This window comes from Pseudomonas sp. P5_B3, assembly GCF_056400405.1.
In genome coordinates, this window is the sequence record NZ_JBFULI010000003.1 from 15,533 (window position 1) to 34,155 (window position 18,623).

The window sequence follows — 18,623 nt, forward strand, 5'->3', positions numbered from 1 at the left end:
AAATGAAAAAGGAAAACCCTGTTTCTGTGATTGTCCTGGCGGCGGGTCTGGGTTCTCGCCTGGAAGATCAGACGCTGTCGAAAAACAAATGCCTGATTGAAGTGGCCGGCAAAACCATCATTACCCGTTTGCTGACTCAACTGCAGTCGCAAAACGTGGCGAACGTCATTATGGGCGTCGGCTACTTGAGTGACGTGCTGGAAAGTTACATCCGCAGCAACCATCCAGAGATCAAGAGCGTGTTCGTCCATAACCCGATCTACGCGCGGTCGGGTTCGGTTTACTCCCTGAGCCTGTGCCTGGACGCGGTGCCGGAAGGTCACGATGTCGTGGTGTTCGAGGGCGATGTGGTGGTCGAGGACTCGCTGGTGGCGCGCTCATTGGCGTCATTGAAAACCTTGGGCGAACAGGAGTTTTCCACGGTGCTGGCGCCTTATTCGAGCGAACTGACCGGCACCTTCGCCTTGATCAACAGTGAGAAAGTGACGGCGTGGCGGCATGAGTCGGTGCGCGATGCCGACTTCCCGCTGTTGTCGTCATTCAAGACCGTAAACATTACGGCGATGACCGCCCCGGCGGTCGCGACCTTGCAGGAGCATATCAAGATCACGGTTCATCTCAATGGGGTCAAGGCTCCGCTGGAGTATGCAATGGACAGTCTGATCAAGAACGACTACGTGATCCGGCCGGTGGTGGTTACCCATGAGAAATGGTTCGAAGTCGATACGGCCGAGGACCTGGAAATCGCCAACGAAATTTTCAGCACCTCGGCGTTGGTTCTTTCCTGAGGTGAGCCATGTTTGTTGTTCTCTATGAGGTCTTGATCCTGCCCATCGCCCATTGTTTTCAATGGGTGCTGGACACCAGCTACACACGAACCCAGAGCTTCGGGACGTCAATTGTCGTCCTCAGCCTGGTGTTCAACTTTGTGTTGCTGCCGGTCTACCACTTTGCTGAAAAGGTGCAGAACAAAGAGCGCGCGGCCCGGGCAAAAATGGAGCCGAAAGTTCAAGAGTTCAAACGCTGCTTCAGCGGTTATGAACGGCACATGATGATCTCGGCCCTGTACCGGCAACATCATTACCACCCGGTCTTCGCACTGCGAGGCCTGGTGCCGTTGTTGATTCAGGTGCCGGTGTTCATCGCCGCCTATGGCTTGCTGAGCCATTACCCACCGATCTGGGAAAAGAGCTTTCTGGGCATCGCCAATCTCGGCGCGCCGGATGGTTTGTTGGACGGCGTCAACCTGTTGCCCATCGTCATGACCGTGATCAATCTGATCTCGGCCTACATTTACAGCCGAGATCTTTCGTCCCAGGAGCGGATGCAAACGTGGATCGTGGCGATGGTGTTTTTTGTGTTGCTGTACACCTCTCCATCGGGGCTGGTGCTGTATTGGATCTGCAACAACCTCTTCTCGCTAATAAAAAATATTGTCTATCGAGTTGCCCGATCTGGCTCGACACTTCGAAGGATTTCCAATGCTTAATTCGACGAGCCCCGCGTATGCCGTGGGGGCGAATGCCGTGGCGCAGACCCGGGAAAAACCACTCAAGCTGTTTCTCCTGGCTTTCGCGGGGCTTTATCTACTKCTGTTTCTGGCCACGCCTTTGGCGCTGACCAGTTTCGAGGATGATGTCACTGGCCTCGGTGGTTACTTGACGATCTATGCCGCGACTCATGCGGTGGTGTTTGTTGCGTACCTGGCGCTGATCTTTGTCATCGGCGCGGTTTCACACCGCCATGTGCTTTCTGTCCTGACGGTGATTGGGTTGTGGGCGTTGATCGTCGGTATCGTCTATAGCTTCTTCCTGCCGCTGGATGCGGGGATGATCGACAACTTCAAGTTCTCTGACCCCAAGGCCCTGGTGGTTTCCCGGGAGCACTTGATTGTCGATGTTGCCGTGTGTGTCGGTGCATTGCTGGCCGCGTTGATCGTGCTGAAAAGTTTCGCCGTGCAGGCAGGTAAGTTCCTCACGCTATTTGTGTTGATCTGCGCGGCATATGCCTTGTTCTCGGGTTACACGCTGGCCTCGAAAATCGCTGCAATACCTCCGCCCGGTAACGACGGCAAAGAAACGATCTCGTTCTCGAAAACTGAGAAAAACATCGTCGTGTTGATGATTGACGGCTCCATGGCCGGTTACATCCCCAAGTTGCTGAAAAGTGATGCAAGCATGGCCGAACGCCTGAGTGGTTTCACCTGGTATTCCAACGTGGTGTCCACCGGCAACCGGACTTTCAACGCATTACCGGCGGTGTTTGGCGGGTTCGATTACACCGCGGCCAACATCAACGATCGACCGGGCAACCTGGAAGACAAGGTCAACCAGGCTTACATGCTCTATCCGGAAAACTTTGCCGCCAAGGGCTATGGCGTTAAATACGTCGACCCGTTCTGGTATGGCTTCGCCCGTCGTGGTGACTGCAACAAATTCGTTGAGGGGCGTGCCGGCGATTGCATTCACGTCATCGACACCATCGGTCGGCAGGAAACCAACAAACATATGTCCGGCAAACACACCGAGTACTTGTGGGGAGTGTTCAAGCAGTACCTGGCGATTTCGATTTACAAGGCGGTGCCCAACGCCATGAAGGGGCAGGTGTATGACGCCGGAAACTGGCAAGGTGCCTCGCTGTCCTGGTGGAAGCGTGAAGACAAGTTTCTCGAGAACTACTTCTCGCTATTGGCACTTCCGAGCATTTCCGATACCGCAGCACCTGGCCCGACCTTTACCTTCATGGCCAACAACATCACCCGCGCGGTGCTCAAGCTGGACGAGAGCTGCGTGCCGAACAAGAGCCTGAAAACCACCCCTCAGGAACTTGAGTTCTTCAAGAGCGAAGACACCGCCGAGATCTACGACACCTTTTATTGCGCCATGAGCGGTGTGACCAAATACCTGGACTGGTTCAAACAGCAGGGCATCTACGACAACACCATGTTTGTGCTGGTCTCGGACCATGGCTGGCCTTCGCGCAACCCACTGCTGGATGGCTTCCATGACGCCGAAAAACAGGAAGTGTATTCGCAGTTCCAGAACCTGTTGCTGATCAAACCGTTCGGCGCCCACGGAGTGCCACAAGAAAGCCGCGAGTTCATTTCCAATGCCAGCGTGCCGGGCATTGTCTGTCAGGTGATCGGCGGTTGTGTGGACCGTAACACCGGCAACCGCATCACCTACAAACCGCTGACGGAACCGGTGAAGTTGTACGAAACCCCGTGGCAACCCCAAGGGCAGAACGCCGACTCTTACAAGATTCTCAACACGTATGAAGTGAAGGACGACGTCTCGATTCCGGCCAACTGGAGCAAGTTGCAATGACCATCCTGCTTGAACACGCCGTGGCGATTCCTTATGTCGGTCTTTACCTTGATCCGGGCACTGGCAGCCTGCTGTTCTCGCTGATTGCCGGGGTGGTCACGACGGTTTTTTATTCTGCCAAAGGCCTCTACTACAAGTTGAGCGGCTCGGCCAAAGGCGCGGAAGGCACCGCCGAACGAAGCGTGCTGGACACCTGGTCGGTGGTGATTTACTCCGAGGGCGCGCGGTATTACGGCACCTTCAAACCCCTGTTGGCGCAACTGGCTAAGGCTCGTATAAAAACGCTGTACCTGACCTCGGACAGCAACGACCCCGGGCTGACCGCCCATGCCGACCTGACCACGTGCTTTATCGGCGATGGCCATAAAGCCTGGGCGCTGCTCGGACGGATCAAGGCTGACGTGTGCATCTCGACCACGCCGGGGCTGGACGTGATGCAGTTCAAACGCTCAAAACAGGTGAAGCACTACATGCACCTGGTTCACGCACCGACCGACAAGGCCTTCAACCGGCCTTACTCCTTCGATTACTTCGACTCTGTCGTCATCAACGGTCCTCACCAGGAGCGCACCTTGCGTTTCCTGGAGAACTTGCGTGGCTCCAAGCCCAAGCAACTGATCATGGGCGGGTGCCTTTATTACGATGATCTGGTCAACCAGTTACGCAACCTGACCCCGGAGCGCGTCAGCCCTGTCAAAACGGTCCTGCTGGCGCCAACCTGGGGACGCAATGGTCTGTTGAGCCTGCACGGCAGCAAGTTTCTCCATGGGCTGACGCAGCAAGACATCAACCTGATCATCCGTCCTCATCCGCAAAGCCTGGTGTCGGAGCCGGCATTGATCCAGGAGTTGCAAGCGTTGTTCCCCGGCAACCTGCGCCTGGAGTGGGACTTTTCGCCGATTCCGTTCGAGGCCATGGCCAAAAGCGACGTGATGATTTCCGATATCTCCGGGGTGATTTTCGACTACGCGTTTCTGTTCGAGAAACCGGTGATCACTGTGGGCATCGAGCCGGTACGCGAAGGCACCGAAGCCAGCGATCTGCCCTACGATCCCTGGGAATTAACGGTGTTGAACGACATCGGTCTGCGGCTGACCGAGCAGGACATCGACCGGTTAACTGACTATCTGCCGACACTTACCCAGGACGAACGGTTCAAGCGCAACATCCGCGCCTTGCGCGCCGAGTACGTGGTGAACTTCGGCTGCGCGGTCCAGCCGATCATGAAGGCTATCAAGCCACTGATTGAGGATCACGCAAACGTGACTCAGCCGTTTGCCGCCCTTGAGCAGCGTGCGGAGTAGGGAGGGGAGGTCATGGCTAATCTGCTCGCTGGACTGTCGATATTGATCCCGGCGCTGGTCCTGGCCGTGACGGTGCACGAGGCTGCCCATGCGCTGACGGCCGCGCTGTTTGGTGACAGGGCGGCGGTGGCGGGCGGGCGTGTTTCCCTCAATCCACTCAAGCATTGCTCGTTGCTGGGCACGGCGGTGGTGCCGTTTTCGCTATTCATCCTGACGTCGCTGATGACCCTGCCCGGGATGTTGGTGGGTTGGGGCAAAGCGGTGCCGATCAGCGAGCATTTGTCCTCTCGCAAGGCCGGGCTATTGTGCACCGCACTGGCCGGGCCGGTGGCAAACCTGCTGCTGGCCGCACTCTGCATCGGTGTGCGCAACCAGGTGCAGGAACACGCCTGGTTGGTCGCGTTTCTGGAGACCTGCGCGTCTCTCAATCTATTCCTCTGTGTGGTCAACATGCTGCCCGTGATGCCACTGGATGGCGCGACGTGCATTCAGGCCCTGAGCAGTGAGCGCGTGTGGAATTACTACAAGCACATTCAGCCCTGCCTCTATGTCACCGGCGCCGGGTTGTTGTTCACGGGTTTGTTAAGCAAGTACATCGTTTGGGCTACACAGAGTCTTCTGAGTTCCCTGCCTAGTGGAGTGATTCATGGCTAGTTACGGACTGTTTCTAATTCTGGCAACCCTGACCGTGCTCAGCCCCGGTCCTGGGGTGGTGCTGACGATTTCCAACTCGCTGCGTCACGGCTGGACCGGTTCGCTGCCCGGCATCTTCGGTATCGCGTTGGGCGCTTTTGTCGTGGCGGGTATTTCCGCCAGTAGCGTAGGGTTGATCCTGGCCGCCTCGGCCACTGCGTTCACCATTCTCAAATACATCGGCGCACTGTACTTGTTGTACCTGGGGATCAAGATGTGGCGTACAAAGAGTTTTATCCCCGAACTCAAAGTCACTTCGTCGCGTCCGTGGCGTCGATTCGTCGAGGCGTTGTCGATCCAGTTGCTGAACCCCAAGGCCGGTTTCTTCTTTCTCGCAGTATTCCCTCAGTTCATCAAACCGGAGGGTAACTACTACAGCCAGTTCTTCTTGCTGGTGTCGTCCTATAGCTTGCTCGTCGTACTGGTTCATACCGGATATGCCCTCATGGCCAACGGCGCAAGAGGCTGGCTCTCCACGAACAAGGGCGCCAGGATTGTCGGTAAACTGTCGGGTATCACCTTCTTTTGCTTTGGCGTGCTGATGGCTTCAGCCAGCAAATAAACAGACTTGAATGATTTAACCAAGGAGGCTTCATGGCCAGAAAGGCAATCAACTTTTTACTATTGGACGAAGACCGCGAGCGACTGAAGAAAATCGCCCGTTCCGGACTTCTGCCGTATAGAAGTGTCACCCGGGCTTCGATTCTGCTGTTACTGGAAAGCGGACTCTCCCCCAAGGAAATCAGCTTCCGGCTGAACATCTCGGCACCGGTAGTGTTCAAGTGGCGTAGCCGTTACTTGGCGTCCGGTATCGATGGGTTGGAGGATCTTCCTCGCAGCGGATTGCCGAAGGTGTTGCCGATGGTCGTGGGTGGATAACGCGCTTCGGTATCGCTCAGACGGGCTCTTGAGGCGCAATCATTCGGGTTTTTGGTGAGCCGTTTGAGTTGTGCTGGAAGATGTCCTGTGGCTGTCCCTTGTCATTGAAAAACACTGCCCGATCCCCGCCGAGTGCCTTTTCCCAGACGCTTGTAGATCAGTTTTACAGTGAGCAGATAGTAGTACCGAGTGGATGGGGTGTGATTTTCCAGATGCCGATCTATAAACCATTTCACGTGTTTGATATTCCAGTTCCAAGGGGTGTCTCGTTTCCAGCGTTTTTGAATCGCCATTTGCATGGTCCTGGCTTGTCTGATATGGCGCCGCCGAGTGGCATATGAGCCGCTGAACACTCCGCTGAGGAATAACTTCATGTCGAAGGGGTTGGTAACTTTCGGCCTCCGATGTAAGCAGAGACCACTTCAATTCGGTTGGCACGCCCATCACCTCGGCCATGCGTTCGACGGCTGGTCCCAGCAGATCACCGATTGCGGCCACCGGATAATCCAATGGCGCCTGGCTGGCCTCCAGCAACGGTTGCGGCGGTAGTCGCCATGTTGATTGCAGCATCACCTGTCTCCTGTTCTCCCAGTGTTGTCCTCACGTTCCCGCCACGGATGTTGAGTGTTATCAGGGATAGAGGCCCCTGCGGCCTGTGAGGGTGTTCACTGACGCGGAACGGACGGCTCCTTACGACCAAGAGCACGGGCATTCCCCATCGATCTGGCCTCCTGAACGCATCTGAGGATGCGGGCGGGTGAAGGCTGCACCGGCTGACGAGTCCGGTACCGCGAGACCATGGGCGGGAAAAGGCATCAACGTTGCGAGCGGGGCATGCCTGACTGTCAGTCAGGTGCAGCCTGTCCTGGGCTGCGGCACCGTTGCCAGCGTTAATGCGAGAGGTGTCGAATCGGTTTTGTCATGCCGATTGTCACGCGGTGAAGTGCCACAGAGCCCGATCAGGCGTGGGTTGCAGCAGTGGGATGAGCGCCCGTCTCTTTAGGGGGCAAAGAGACGGGCAATAGGTTGGCGCAAGAAATGGCCAAGCGAATAAGTTGCTGCAGAGCAGCCAGGAGGGGGCATGAGTTGCCGCAGTGGGCATTCTGGAAGAAGTGGCATCCATCACATCGCTGTGACCGTGCGAGCCGCCGGACGCTAATCGCACTTCGGGGAGAACCACCACGATGCGGCGTAGCCTTAAAGGTTCTGGCTACCTGGGTGCTGTCGAGGACAGCGCTTGTACGGTTCTGGTTTAGTGCTCGTTTTGCTCGCGGTCAACAGCATTTTGGGGGCGACTCTTGCGCCAATCGGTAGCGCTGGAAGACCTTGGAGGCCGGTGGTTTTCCATGGCCAGGTGGTCGTTCGTCGGTTTTTAATGTGAGCCCATGCGAGTGGGAATGCGGAGCCTTGCCGCTCGCGTGGGCTTGGCCGAAAAAGCCCCACGAGCGAGGCTTGCAACGGCGACAGTCGCCACCGCTGTCGCCATGCTGCAGGCCAGGTATTACGCGGGTTGTCACCGGTGTCGCCGCTGTCGCCAAATCAACCATCACTCCATCTAGGGAGTCATTCTCGGTTACCGGCGGCGTCCGGTGAGCGCTCACCGTATCGGCACGACATTGTGGTCCCTGGTTTGATTGATCGCAGATGCCGACAGGTTGCCAGTGGCCGCTTTCTGAATGTGCTCACTCCACCAAGCCATCATCGGACGCCGGCGTTCGATGTAGTCCGCTCGGTTGTAAGCGCTTCGGACTTCGTCCTTGTCGACATGCGCCAGCGCGACTTCGATCAGCTCCGGATCCCAGCCATGCTCGTTCAGGATGGTGCTGGCCATGGAGCGCATGCCGTGGCTGACCAAGCGGTCCTGGAACCCCATGCGTTTCAACGCCATGTTGGCGGTCTGGCTATTGGCGTGGGTGCGCGGGTTTCTATCTGCCGGGAACACGTACTCCCTGTGGCCGCTGTGGGGCTTGAGCGTCTCCAGTAACGCGAGTGCCTGTTCGGTCAGCGGGATGGTGTGCGGACGACGCTTTTTCATGCGCTCCGGCGGGATGGTCCAGATGCGTTTGTCGAAGTCGATGTCTGCCCATCGGGTGGTAGCCGCTTCAGCAGGACGGGTCATGGTGTGCAGTTGCCATTCGATCAGGCAGCGGGTGATCCGCTTGATGCTGGCGTTCGCGATTTCCACCATGAGCTCGGAAAGCTCATCGGGTCGTAGCGCGGCCATGTTCTCTTTCTTGGGCTTCTTGAATACCGCTCGAATGCCGCTGAGAGGGTTAGCGAAAATCAGCCCGGAGTTCACCCCGTAAGTCATGATCTCGTTGAGCCGTTGGCTCAACCGCTTCACTGTCTCGAGACTGCCTTTGGCTTCGATTGGGCGAAGCAGTTCGATGATCAACGGTGCGGTAATTTTCGAGAGCGGCGTTGTTTTCATGTCTGGGAATACGTGCAGCGTGAGCGATCGCCAAATGTCCTCTGCGTACGCCGGCGTGACGGAGTCCTTCTTCAGCTCGAACCAAGCGGTGGCCACGTTCTCGAACGTGTGTTCCGTCTCCGCTCGTTTGGCTTCGTCCTGTGCATTGCGTTGCACCTTGGGGTCAATGCCTTGTGCCAGCAGCTCGCGCGCTTCAACCACTTTTTTCCTGGCGTTCGCTAATGAGAGCTCTGGGTACGTGCCCAGCCCCATATTGATACGGTTTTTGGTTACCGGCTCGCGGTAGTTGAAGTTCCACAGCATCGAGCCATTGCTCCTGACTCGGAGCTGAAGGCCGTCACCATCGCTAAGGACGTAATCCTTGTCTTTTGCCTTGACTGCCTTGAGCTGGCGGTCGGAGAGGCGAAGGGCTGGAGCAGGCATGAGAGCTTCCTCTGACACCGTTTTGGTATTCCAAAAAATAGCACCGGATGGCTTGGAATACCATTTGGAATACCCAAACGGCTGGAACTCAGAAAACCTCTACGGAGCCCAATAGCGCTTAAACCCTTGATTTTGCTGAATTTCAGGCACAAAAAAAGACGTCCGTGGACGTCTTTAGATGATGAAGTGGTGGAGCCGGGGGGATTTGAACCCCCGTCCGCCAGTACTCCGCTGTCGGTACTACATGCGTAGCCGTGTCTATTAAGTTAACCCTCAGCGACCCGACGGGCAGGGTGCTTTGGGCGAGTTGTGTAAGTTTTAGCCGCTTCGTCCACAACGTACTGCACGGCGATTCTGTTCTATATGACAATCACTTTGGGTTTACAGACATCCCCTGGTGATTGCTGGACCCGAAGGTACCAGAAGCTCAGGGCTAAGGCTGCTTACGCAGCGAGAGCGAATTCCTGGCCGTAGTTTTCGTCATTGGCAACTATAAGTAGTTGCAACAGTGGATTTACGAGTTCTGTTACCAACTCGGCATGCACCTAAAGTTTCGCAACCGGCGTCGAATCCTAAACGGCCCCGAGCCTGATGCTCTGTGAATCAAGTGAGCAGCAGGCATGTACAGTGTACGTCATCACGCCCCGGAAGGCCAACCCGAAGGTTGACCACCACAGATCATGGGTTTGGCTCGTTGCTCTGTTTGTCAGCGAGTGCCAATGCCTGGGTGGCCTCGGTGACGCATTTTTTGTCGTCTCCGGAGGCTTGTGAGGCCTCGGCGCTGGACATCAGTCTTTTGATCTCCATTGAGGTGTTTCCGGAGGTCGCCGGCAGCGCATTCACTTTGCCTTTGAGCTCTTGCAACTTGCTCGTACAAAGGTTGTTGTCCGCAGCAAATACAGGAGAGGCGAGCATTGCAGCAGAAATGAACAGACCAGCGAGTGTGCTGCGTTTCATGGATATCTCCTTGAACTGATGGTCTCGGTGCTGCCGTATGAGTGGACGGCCAGGCCGAGCCGGAAAAATCAGCCACGATCGGATGGGGCTTACTTCAAAGACTACGATTCAACGCAAGAATTCGGTTTTTTCAGAAAACGTGTCGAGCTTTTTCCAGCGATGCGGACGGTTACACATTTCCAGGCCCCAAATGCAACAAAACCCGCAACTGGCGGGTTTTGGTTTGCTTCGTGTCGGACGCAGCCGGGCTTTGAACTCCCGGCTGGCAGTACTCCGTTGTTGATGTACGCCGACAAGGCCAACCCGAAGGTTGGCCTTGAACTGAGTTACTTCGCGCCTTTGTGCGCGTTCGTGACGTCCATGATGGTTTGGTTGGTCTCGGCGATGCAATCATCAATACCTGCCTTGGTGCCTTTTGCCTGGTCGGCTTTGGCTTTCTTGATGGAGGCATCCACCTGGTCAAGCATTTCCCCGGGAATCTGTGCCTTGCCGTTTTCGATGGTTTGCAGGTTGACCGCGCATTGGTCTTTTTCGGCCGCAAACGAAGTGGAAGCCATCATGGAAGCAACAACGAAAAAACCTAACAGCACAGAACGATTCATGTGTATCTCCTTGGACTGAAGGGCCAGGCTTTGCTGGCCATCAAATCGGACTACCGAGTGTAGGGAAGGTCCCGCATTAGCGGGACTTGATCAGTGAACTGCGGCGGCACGTCAGGGTTCTGTTTGTCTACTGTAGAGCTGTCGATTCCGGCAAATAGCGTTAAGGAATGCACCTCTATGCACCTTCCTGTAGATCCTGCTATCAGGGCACCCTAGCCTGGGTAACGCGGTCCACGAGATAGACTAGTCCGTGGTAGTCAATGCCGCCATGTTGCGTCAGACCGATCTCACAGGTGCGGCTGGTAGATATCCCCTCGCTGCACTGTTGCACCGCGTCCTTGAGCGTGCGCAGCGAATGGGCGTTCAACTCCGGCGTGGTGAAACCCTTGTCGCCGGCGAAGCCGCAGCAGTGAATGCCTTCGGGAATGACCACGTTTTTGCTGCATTTGCGCGCCAGATCGATCAGCGCCTGACTTTCGCCAAGGTGCTGAGTGCTGCAAGTGACGTGCACCGCAATCGGCGCTTCCTGCGGTGTGAAGTCGAGGCGATCCATCAAGTGCGTGCGAATGAAGCGCACCGGGTCATACAGGTCCAGACGGTTTTCGCTCATATCCTGAACCAGGCGCAAGGTGCAGGGGCTGGTGTCGCAGTAGATCGGGTCGAGCCCGCCGCGGCTGGCGTGCAGCAACGCGCCAATCAGCTCCTGGCGTTTGTGTTCGGCTTGTTTGGCGTAGCCTTTGGACGCGAACGGCTGACCGCAGCACAGGTTGTCGAGGTTGGCCGGGAAAACTACCTGATAACCGGCCTTTTCCAGCAGGCTTCGGGTCTTGTCGTGCAGCGACATTTGTTCCGTGTCGCCCGCCGCCGGCCCCATGGCCCTTGATACGCAGGCGGCGAGATACACCACACGCGGGCGTTCATCGGTGATCGCCGGGCTGAAGCGAATTGGCCGTTCAGGCTGGGGCATGGCGTTGGTCCACAACGGGACCTGCCCCTTGGACAGCTTGCTGACGGCAGCGGAAAGTTTTGTCAGTCTTGGCGTCCCCAGCAACATCCGCGCACCATTGGCCACGTGCAGGGTGAAGCGCGCACCTTGCAGTGCCGTGGCGAAATTTCCTTCAAGCCAGTTGGCGGTTTTCGTATGCGTCGCCTTCCGGCTGCGCAGCTTTTTCACCAGTTCGCCGGTATTGATGCCGACCGGGCAACGTTGCGCGCACAGGCCGGTGGCGGCACAGGTATCGATGCCCTGGTATTCGTACGCGGCTTCGAGTTCGGTGGTGTCGATGCCGGCGCGTTTTCGCGCCTGAATGTCGCGCCAGATCACGATGCGTTGGCGTGGGCTCAGGGTCAGACCTTTTGACGGGCAGACCGGTTCGCAGAAGCCGCATTCGATGCACTTGTCTACAATCTCGTCGGCGGCCGGCAATGGCTTGAGGTGCTTGAGGTGGATCTGTGGATCTTCGCTGAGCACCACGTCCGGGTTGAGTATGCCGTTGGGGTCGAGCAGACGCTTGAGTTGCCACATCAACTGGTAGGCATCGCTGCCCCATTCCAGTTCGACGAACGGCGCCATGTTGCGCCCGGTGCCGTGTTCGGCTTTCAGCGAGCCACCAAATTCCACCGCCACCAGTTGCGCCACGTCGTCCATGAACGCCTGATAGCGTGCGACTTCTTCCGGGTTGTTGAAGCCCTGGGTGAAGACAAAGTGCAGATTGCCTTCCAGGGCGTGTCCGAAAAGGATCGCTTCGTCGTAGTGATGTTTGTCGAACAGTTCGATCAGGCGGTTAACGCCGATGGCCAGTTGTTCGACCGGGAAGGTGACGTCTTCGATGATCACCGTGGTGCCGGTCTTGCGTACCGCGCCGACGGCAGGGAAGGTGTCTTTGCGGATGGCCCAGAGACGGGCGTTTTCCTGTGGATCCTCAGTGAAATCGACTTGTTTTTCCACGGGGAACGTTTTCAGCGACGCCATGATCTGCACCAGTTGTTCGTGCAGCAAGGTGGACGATGCGGCGCGTGACTCGATCAGCAAGGCGCAGGCATTGTTCGACAGATGCTGTACGAAAGGCGGCATGCCGGGTTTGTCCTGCACTGAACGCAGGCTGCGCCGGTCCAGCAGTTCCACGGCCGACACCGGTTGGCTCTTCAGCACGGTGACCGCGTTGCAGCAGGTCTCGACATCGGGGAACACAATCAGGGCCGAGGCCTTGTTCGGGTGGTCGATCACCGTGTCGTAGGTCACGGCACTGATGAACCCGAGCGTGCCCTCGGAGCCCACCAGCAAGTGGCTCAAGATATCCACAGGCTCGTCGAAATCCACCAGGGCATTGAGCGACAGGCCGGTGGTATTTTTCAGACGGTATTTGTGGCGGATTCTCGCAGCCAGCTCGGAGTTGGCGCGAGTCTCGCGACCCAGGGTCGCCAAGCGCTCCAGCAGGGCGGCGTGGCTTTGGCGAAACGCCGTGACGCTTGCTGCATCCTCGGTGTCGAGACGGCTGCCGTCGGCCAGCACCAGGCGAATGCCAGCCAGGGTGTGATAGGTATTTTGCGCCGTGCCGCAGCACATGCCGCTGGCATTGTTGGCGACGATACCGCCGATCTTGCAGGCGTTGATCGAGGCCGGGTCCGGGCCGATCTTGCGTCCGAAAGGCGCCAGCCAGGCGTTTGCCTGGGCGCCGATCACGCCCGGTTGCAAGCGAATCTGTGTGCCTTGCCCGCGAATCTCGCGCGCGTTCCAGTTATCCCCAAGCACGATCAAAACCGAATCGCTGATGGCCTGACCAGAGAGGCTGGTGCCGGCGGCGCGGAAAGTCACCGGGACTTGATCGCGTTGCGCCAGTTGCAACAGTGCCACCACTTCGTCTTCGGACTCGACGCGGATCACCAATTGCGGAATCAAACGATAGAAGCTGGCGTCGGTGCCGAAGGCCAGGGTCGACAGCGGGTCGTCGAAACGTCGCTCTTGGGGAATCAGTTGTTGTGCATCACGCAGGAAAGCCGCCGGTAGACTCATTGGTCCTCCAGGATCAGTACCACCAGGTCTTTCGGTCCGTGGGCGCCGTACGCCAGCACTTGCTCGATGTCGGCAGTCTTCGACGGGCCGGACACCAGCAACGCGTTGGTCGGCATGCCCTGGGCCCATTCGAATTCCTGTTGCACCTGATAGAAGTTGTCGCGGATTTCGCTGGCCTTGAGCAGGGCGAAATGCACCGGTGGCGCCAGGCTCATCAGACGCGGTTCTTCCCGGGTCGGCCAGAGAATCAGGCTGCCGGTCGCCGCGATGGCACCGAGGGTGGTGGTCAGACTCGCCGGGGTGTCGTTGAACAGCTCGGCTTTCCATTCTTCAACCGGGCGGTCGTAGGCTTTTAGCATCGGCAAATCGGGACTGTTCGCCCAGTGCTGCGTGATCCGTTGACCGTGGGGCGTTGTCGGTGCAATCAGCAGACTCGGCAATTGGCGGTCCCGCAGCAATTGCGCCAGCAGCGCCGGCCACTCTTCGCCGGACGTCAGATGGATTTCCGTGTGCACCGCTTCCATCAATTTGCACAGTTGCGCAATGCGTTGTTCAGGTGCGTACGTGTAAGGCTGAGTCACCAAATCGACATCAAAGTTGTCGGCCACTGGCGTGGTACCTGTCAGGCTTTTACGCAGTTTGGCGAGGATATTTTGCTTGGCGCTCATCAGCGGTCTCCCTGTTTTGCCAAATGCTCGCGGGCCATGTCATGCAGTGAGCGGGCGGCGGGTTTGGGGGCGCTGTGGTTTTGCGTCCACGGGCCGACATTGCTCGGCGTGAGGGCGCGCAAACGGGTGGCGAAGAAACCGAACAGACGGTACAGCGTCGGCGAACTGTTGAGCTTCGCCCAGGCGTTCCAGATGAACCGCTCCTTGCGCGAATACTTGCTGCCTTGGCCACGCATCACTTGGTGGGGGCTGTCGGGAGCCTTGACGTTTTCTTCCCGCAGGCGCCGCAACAGAGCAGGGATCGGGATTTTCACCGGGCAAACTTCACCACAGGCACCACACAGCGACGAGGCGCTCGGGTGATCCGGGACTTTCGCCAGGCCAACCATGTGCGGGGTGATGATTTTTCCGATAGGGCCGGGGTAAACCTCCCCATAGGCATGGCCGCCGATTCGGGTATAGACCGGGCAATGATTCATACAGGCGCCACAGCGAATGCAGTTCAGGGTCTGGCGCAATTCGCTGTCGGCAAACGCCTGGCTGCGGCCGTTGTCGAGCAGTACCAGGTGCACTTCCTGCGGGCCGTCTAGCTCATGTTTCTTGCGCGGGCCGGAGATCATGTTGACGTAAGTGGTGATCGGGATGCCCAGGGCCGAACGAGTCAGCAGCGACAACAGCGGTACCACATCGCGCAGGTTTTCCACGACTTTTTCGATACCGGTGACGGCGATGTGCACGGGCGGCACGGTGGTGGTCATGCGGCCGTTGCCTTCGTTTTCCACCAGCAGCAGGGTGCCGGTTTCGGCCACGGCGAAGTTGACACCGGAGACGCCAATGTCCGCTTCGAAGAATTTCTGCCGCAAGACCTTGCGACCGATCTGAATGAGTTGGTCAACGTCCTTGGTGTATTCCACGCCAAGTTTGTCGTGGAACAAGGACGCGACCTGACCGGCATTCTTGTGGATCGCCGGCATGATTATGTGTGAAGGCTTCTCGTGGTCGAGCTGGACGATGTACTCGCCCATGTCCGATTCCAGGCATTCAATGCCCCGATCAGCGAGGAAATGGTTCATCTCCATCTCTTCGCTGACCATCGATTTGCCCTTGATCACTTGCCGCCCCTCGTGAGTGCGGATGATCGAGAGGACGATGCCATTGGCCTCGTCCACCGTTTCCGCCCAGTGCACTGTCACACCGTTGCGGGTCAGGTTCTGTTCCAGTTGCTCGAGCAGGTCGGGCAACCTGGAGAGCGCACGGGCACGGATTGCATTGCCCAGTGAGCGCAAGTGTTCTCTTTCATGGGCATCGCTGAACGCCGCTGCCCGTTTGCTCATCAGTGAATCCATCGCCTTGCGAAAGTTGCCTCGCAATTGCGCGTCACCCAACGCCTTGTGGGCGCGGGTGCGGAAATCTTCTTCTACGGCAACCGTAGGAATAATCGTGGAAGTGCTCATTGGGCACCTCCGGTACGCTGCCAGAGGAAGCTGGCCAGATGCTGTCCGCGCAACGCTTCCTKCTGTTTTTCCAGCGAGCCGTTGATGTTCATCAAGCAGCCGCAGTCGGCACTCAATATCTTGTGCGCGCCGGATTCCTTCAACGCCCGGGTCTTGTCAGCCACCATCGCGCCGGAAATGTCTGGCATACGGACGCTGAATGTCCCGCCAAAGCCACAGCATTCACTTTCGTGATCGTGATTGACCCGTTCCACATTGCTCAGTTGCGCCAACAACTCGCGGCCGTGCAGATGGGTGTTCATTTCACGGCGTGCCGAGCACGAGGTGTGCAGCGCCACTTTTACCGGCTCGCCGCTGTCCTTGAGCTGCACCTTGCAGACAAACAACAGGAACTCGGCCAGTTCATAGGTTCTGGCAGCCAGCGCCTGAACCTGCTTCAACGTTTCCGGCTCGTCCTTGAACAAGTCGGCATAGTGTTCGCGCAACATCCCGGCGCAAGAGCCCGACGGCACCACCACCGGATAATCCCCGGCAAACAACGCCAGTTGCGAGCGCGCCACGGTCCGTGCCTGTTCGGTGTAACCCGAGGTGTAGGCCGGTTGTCCGCAGCAACTTTGCCCTTGCGGGTACTCGACTCGAATGCCTTCGCGCTCGAGCAGGTGGATCGCATCCATTCCGGCTTCGGGGTAGAACAAATCCACCACGCAGGTTCCGAACAGGTAGACCCGTGACGGTTTCTCGCTGGGGTATTGCCGAGGCTCGGGCAGTGGCGGGGCGACACGGGTCGCATTCGGCACAGCGTTGTAAAAAAGCTCGCTCATCAGGCGTGTCTCCGGGTGGTCCCGGTTATTCGTCTGTTGAGGCCGCTGAATATAGAGAGGGAAGCTTTCAGCAGCCTTACAGACCGGGGTGTGAATAGCGGACGCCGGGGGCATGGCCCGGCATCGGTTTTTACTGTACTGCGTGTAGCTTTTAGTGCACCAGCATGCCGGTGAACCAGTAAGCCTGAGCCAGAGTGATCAAGCCGACAATCGTTGCAAAGAATAGGCTGTGCTTGAGGGTGAAGCGGAACAGATCCGATTCCTTGCCCACCAGGCCGGTCGCGGCACAGGCCACGGCGATCGATTGTGGCGAGATCATCTTGCCGGTCACGCCACCGCTGGTGTTCGCCGCCACCAGCAAGGTGTCGTTGACACCGATCTGGTGTGCGGTGGTCGCTTGCAGCGAGCTGAACAGGGCGTTGGACGAGGTATCGGAACCGGTGAGGAACACGCCCAGCCAGCCAAGGAATGGCGAGAAGAACGGGAAGGCCGCACCCGTCGCCGCTAGTACCAGGGCCATGGTCGAGGACATGCCCGAGTAGTTGGTGACGAAGGCAAACGCCAGCACCATGCCGATGGACAGGATTGGCCAACGCAGTTCGTAGAAGGTCTCTCTTAAAGTGGTAAGACCAGTTTTGAAATTGACCTTCAGCACCAGCATCGAGATCAGGGCCGAGAAGAAAATCGCCGTGCCGGTGGCGGAAATCGGGTCCAGTTTGAACACGGCTGGAAGGGCGGTTGGCGCGGCCACGATGGGTGCGACCTTGATCACCATTTGATCCAGGTGCGGGATGGCGAAGTTGAATACGAAGCTGTACATCGAACCACCGGCGGCGAACATCGCCTTGAACGGCTTCAGGGTCCAGATGGTCACCAGTACGGTCAGGATCAGGAACGGCGACCAGGCCTTGAAGATTTCCCCAAGGCTGTAGGGCGAAGCCACGGTGGTGCGCTTCTGGCCGAAACCACCGACGCTGGCGCTCACCACGGAGGCCGAGACAGCGCCGACGATGTGTTGGCCGGCGGCGCGTTTTGGCTGCCAGACTTTCAGGAACAGGGTCAGGGAAATCAGGCTGGCCAGGGCCGAGGTGATGTCCGGCAGTTCCGGGCCGATGAAGTTCGAGGTGAAGTACTGGGTCACGGCAAAGCTCAAGCCGGCCACCAGGGCGGCGGGCCAGGTTTCCCGCACGCCGCGCAGGCCATCCATCATGAACACCAGCCAGAACGGCACGAACATCGACAGCAGCGGTAGTTGGCGACCGGTCATGGCGCCGATCTTGAAAGCGTCGATACCGGTCACTTGCCCGGCAACGATGATCGGAATACCCAAGGCACCGAAGGCTACCGGCGCGGTATTGGCGATCAGGCACAAGCCGGCTGCGTACAACGGGTTGAAGCCCAGTCCTACCAGCAGCGCGGCGGTAATCGCCACCGGAGCGCCGAAACCGGCCGCCCCTTCGAGGAAGGCACCGAAGCAAAAGCCGATCAGCAGGACCTGCAGGCGCTGGTCATCGGTGATCGACAGGACCGAACTGCGGATGACTTCAAACTGGCCACTCTTGACCGTCAGTTTGTAGAGGAACACCGCTGCCACAATGATCCAGGCAATCGGCCACAGGCCATAAGCGAAGCCATACCCGGCGGCGGCGAACGCCATATCGACCGGCATCTGGAACGCGAAGATCGCCACCAGAATCGACAAAGCGAGGGTGATGCTGCCGGCCACATGCCCTTTGAGGCGGAACACGGCCAAAGCCAGGAAGAAAAACACGATGGGGATAACGGCTGCGAGTGCGGACAGGCCGAGGCTGCCGAGCGGGGTATAGAGCTGTTGCCAGGTTTGCATATGGGGTGGCCCCTAATTGTTGTTGGTCAGGCACTGATCAGCGTTCTTGGATAATTGGTAAGACCAATTTACAATCGCTGTTGGCTAGGGTAAAAGCCTTGTAGGCGGTGTGTCAATTTGCCGCCCTAAAACTTTTGTCGAATGGAAAGTGCGCAGGTCGTCTGTCTGGTATGACCAAATGCGCTATGGCAGGTGCTGGCGCGGCG

The 18,623-nt window shown here is 57.9% G+C and carries 16 protein-coding genes and 1 other RNA gene; 7 read left to right on the forward strand and 10 right to left on the reverse strand.

The window, feature by feature from the left end:
• Positions 1 to 2 precede the first annotated feature (2 nt).
• The 7 genes from AC1DRN_RS03000 to AC1DRN_RS03030 are packed head-to-tail and all read left to right on the forward strand — an operon-like array spanning position 3 to position 6,202.
• Positions 3 to 788 carry a phosphocholine cytidylyltransferase family protein gene (locus AC1DRN_RS03000; protein ID WP_223458542.1) on the forward strand — a complete coding sequence of 262 codons (786 nt, stop codon included), beginning with the start codon at positions 3 to 5 and terminating at the stop codon, positions 786 to 788.
• An 8-nt stretch (positions 789 to 796) separates the two neighbouring features.
• Positions 797 to 1,489 carry a YidC/Oxa1 family membrane protein insertase gene (locus AC1DRN_RS03005; RefSeq protein ID WP_223458544.1) on the forward strand — a complete coding sequence of 231 codons (693 nt, stop codon included), beginning with the start codon at positions 797 to 799 and terminating at the stop codon, positions 1,487 to 1,489.
• Positions 1,482 to 3,326, forward strand: a complete 1,845-nt coding sequence (locus AC1DRN_RS03010; RefSeq protein WP_223458546.1) for a sulfatase-like hydrolase/transferase — start codon at positions 1,482 to 1,484, stop codon at positions 3,324 to 3,326. The genes AC1DRN_RS03005 and AC1DRN_RS03010 overlap by 8 nt, the downstream gene beginning before the upstream one ends.
• Entirely contained in the window at positions 3,323 to 4,630 is a 1,308-nt protein-coding gene (locus AC1DRN_RS03015; protein WP_223458548.1) for a CDP-glycerol glycerophosphotransferase family protein, read from the forward strand. Before AC1DRN_RS03010 ends, AC1DRN_RS03015 begins: the two co-directional genes overlap by 4 nt.
• Before the next feature lie 12 nt (positions 4,631 to 4,642).
• Positions 4,643 to 5,284 (forward strand): site-2 protease family protein, encoded by a 642-nt coding sequence (locus AC1DRN_RS03020; RefSeq protein ID WP_223458550.1) that lies wholly within the window; start codon positions 4,643 to 4,645, stop codon positions 5,282 to 5,284.
• Entirely contained in the window at positions 5,277 to 5,885 is a 609-nt protein-coding gene (locus AC1DRN_RS03025; RefSeq protein ID WP_108219795.1) for a LysE family translocator, read from the forward strand. Before AC1DRN_RS03020 ends, AC1DRN_RS03025 begins: the two co-directional genes overlap by 8 nt.
• A gap of 32 nt (positions 5,886 to 5,917) precedes the next feature.
• Positions 5,918 to 6,202 (forward strand): helix-turn-helix domain-containing protein, encoded by a 285-nt coding sequence (locus AC1DRN_RS03030; protein ID WP_411740698.1) that lies wholly within the window; start codon positions 5,918 to 5,920, stop codon positions 6,200 to 6,202.
• Between the two features lie 101 nt (positions 6,203 to 6,303).
• Here the strand turns inward: AC1DRN_RS03030 and AC1DRN_RS03035 are convergent, their stop codons facing one another.
• The 10 genes from AC1DRN_RS03035 to AC1DRN_RS03080 all read right to left on the reverse strand — a co-directional run bounded on the left by AC1DRN_RS03035 (position 6,304) and on the right by AC1DRN_RS03080 (position 18,417).
• Positions 6,304 to 6,495: a hypothetical protein gene (locus AC1DRN_RS03035; RefSeq protein ID WP_317851112.1), complete on the reverse strand. Its 192-nt coding sequence runs from the start codon at positions 6,493 to 6,495 to the stop codon at positions 6,304 to 6,306.
• 1,304 nt (positions 6,496 to 7,799) lie between these two features.
• A complete protein-coding gene (locus AC1DRN_RS03040; RefSeq protein ID WP_223458553.1) occupies positions 7,800 to 9,056 on the reverse strand; it encodes an integrase domain-containing protein in 1,257 nt (418 codons plus the stop codon).
• Between the two features lie 187 nt (positions 9,057 to 9,243).
• Positions 9,244 to 9,640, reverse strand: a transfer-messenger RNA (tmRNA) gene (ssrA, locus tag AC1DRN_RS03045).
• Positions 9,641 to 9,734: 94 nt separating this feature from the next.
• Positions 9,735 to 10,013 (reverse strand): hypothetical protein, encoded by a 279-nt coding sequence (locus tag AC1DRN_RS03050; protein WP_223458555.1) that lies wholly within the window; start codon positions 10,011 to 10,013, stop codon positions 9,735 to 9,737.
• A 326-nt stretch (positions 10,014 to 10,339) separates the two neighbouring features.
• Positions 10,340 to 10,615, reverse strand: a complete 276-nt coding sequence (locus tag AC1DRN_RS03055) for a hypothetical protein (protein ID WP_223458557.1) — start codon at positions 10,613 to 10,615, stop codon at positions 10,340 to 10,342.
• A gap of 202 nt (positions 10,616 to 10,817) precedes the next feature.
• Positions 10,818 to 13,628: an FAD-binding and (Fe-S)-binding domain-containing protein gene (locus AC1DRN_RS03060; RefSeq protein WP_223458560.1), complete on the reverse strand. Its 2,811-nt coding sequence runs from the start codon at positions 13,626 to 13,628 to the stop codon at positions 10,818 to 10,820.
• The gene (locus tag AC1DRN_RS03065; protein ID WP_457265825.1) at positions 13,625 to 14,296 is read right to left on the reverse strand and encodes a LutC/YkgG family protein; all 672 of its coding nucleotides are present in this window, start codon (positions 14,294 to 14,296) and stop codon (positions 13,625 to 13,627) included. Before AC1DRN_RS03065 ends, AC1DRN_RS03060 begins: the two co-directional genes overlap by 4 nt.
• Positions 14,296 to 15,750: a LutB/LldF family L-lactate oxidation iron-sulfur protein gene (locus AC1DRN_RS03070; protein WP_223458564.1), complete on the reverse strand. Its 1,455-nt coding sequence runs from the start codon at positions 15,748 to 15,750 to the stop codon at positions 14,296 to 14,298. Before AC1DRN_RS03070 ends, AC1DRN_RS03065 begins: the two co-directional genes overlap by 1 nt.
• Positions 15,747 to 16,571, reverse strand: coding sequence for a (Fe-S)-binding protein (locus AC1DRN_RS03075; RefSeq protein WP_477786624.1), 825 nt, complete (start codon positions 16,569 to 16,571; stop codon positions 15,747 to 15,749). Before AC1DRN_RS03075 ends, AC1DRN_RS03070 begins: the two co-directional genes overlap by 4 nt.
• 151 nt (positions 16,572 to 16,722) lie before the next feature.
• A complete protein-coding gene (locus AC1DRN_RS03080) occupies positions 16,723 to 18,417 on the reverse strand; it encodes a lactate permease LctP family transporter (RefSeq protein WP_223458569.1) in 1,695 nt (564 codons plus the stop codon).
• Between the last annotated feature and the right edge of the window lie 206 nt (positions 18,418 to 18,623).

Coding starts and splice junctions, on each gene's coding strand:
- AC1DRN_RS03000 (WP_223458542.1), top strand. CDS start 3: ATGAAAAAGGAAAACCCTGTTTCTGTGATTGTCCTGGCGGCGGGTCTG.
- AC1DRN_RS03005 (WP_223458544.1), top strand. CDS start 797: ATGTTTGTTGTTCTCTATGAGGTCTTGATCCTGCCCATCGCCCATTGT.
- AC1DRN_RS03015 (WP_223458548.1), top strand. CDS start 3,323: ATGACCATCCTGCTTGAACACGCCGTGGCGATTCCTTATGTCGGTCTT.
- AC1DRN_RS03020 (WP_223458550.1), top strand. CDS start 4,643: ATGGCTAATCTGCTCGCTGGACTGTCGATATTGATCCCGGCGCTGGTC.
- AC1DRN_RS03025 (WP_108219795.1), top strand. CDS start 5,277: ATGGCTAGTTACGGACTGTTTCTAATTCTGGCAACCCTGACCGTGCTC.
- AC1DRN_RS03030 (WP_411740698.1), top strand. CDS start 5,918: ATGGCCAGAAAGGCAATCAACTTTTTACTATTGGACGAAGACCGCGAG.
- AC1DRN_RS03035 (WP_317851112.1), bottom strand. CDS start 6,495: ATGGCGATTCAAAAACGCTGGAAACGAGACACCCCTTGGAACTGGAAT.
- AC1DRN_RS03040 (WP_223458553.1), bottom strand. CDS start 9,056: ATGCCTGCTCCAGCCCTTCGCCTCTCCGACCGCCAGCTCAAGGCAGTC.
- AC1DRN_RS03050 (WP_223458555.1), bottom strand. CDS start 10,013: ATGAAACGCAGCACACTCGCTGGTCTGTTCATTTCTGCTGCAATGCTC.
- AC1DRN_RS03055 (WP_223458557.1), bottom strand. CDS start 10,615: ATGAATCGTTCTGTGCTGTTAGGTTTTTTCGTTGTTGCTTCCATGATG.
- AC1DRN_RS03060 (WP_223458560.1), bottom strand. CDS start 13,628: ATGAGTCTACCGGCGGCTTTCCTGCGTGATGCACAACAACTGATTCCC.
- AC1DRN_RS03065 (WP_457265825.1), bottom strand. CDS start 14,296: ATGAGCGCCAAGCAAAATATCCTCGCCAAACTGCGTAAAAGCCTGACA.
- AC1DRN_RS03070 (WP_223458564.1), bottom strand. CDS start 15,750: ATGAGCACTTCCACGATTATTCCTACGGTTGCCGTAGAAGAAGATTTC.
- AC1DRN_RS03080 (WP_223458569.1), bottom strand. CDS start 18,417: ATGCAAACCTGGCAACAGCTCTATACCCCGCTCGGCAGCCTCGGCCTG.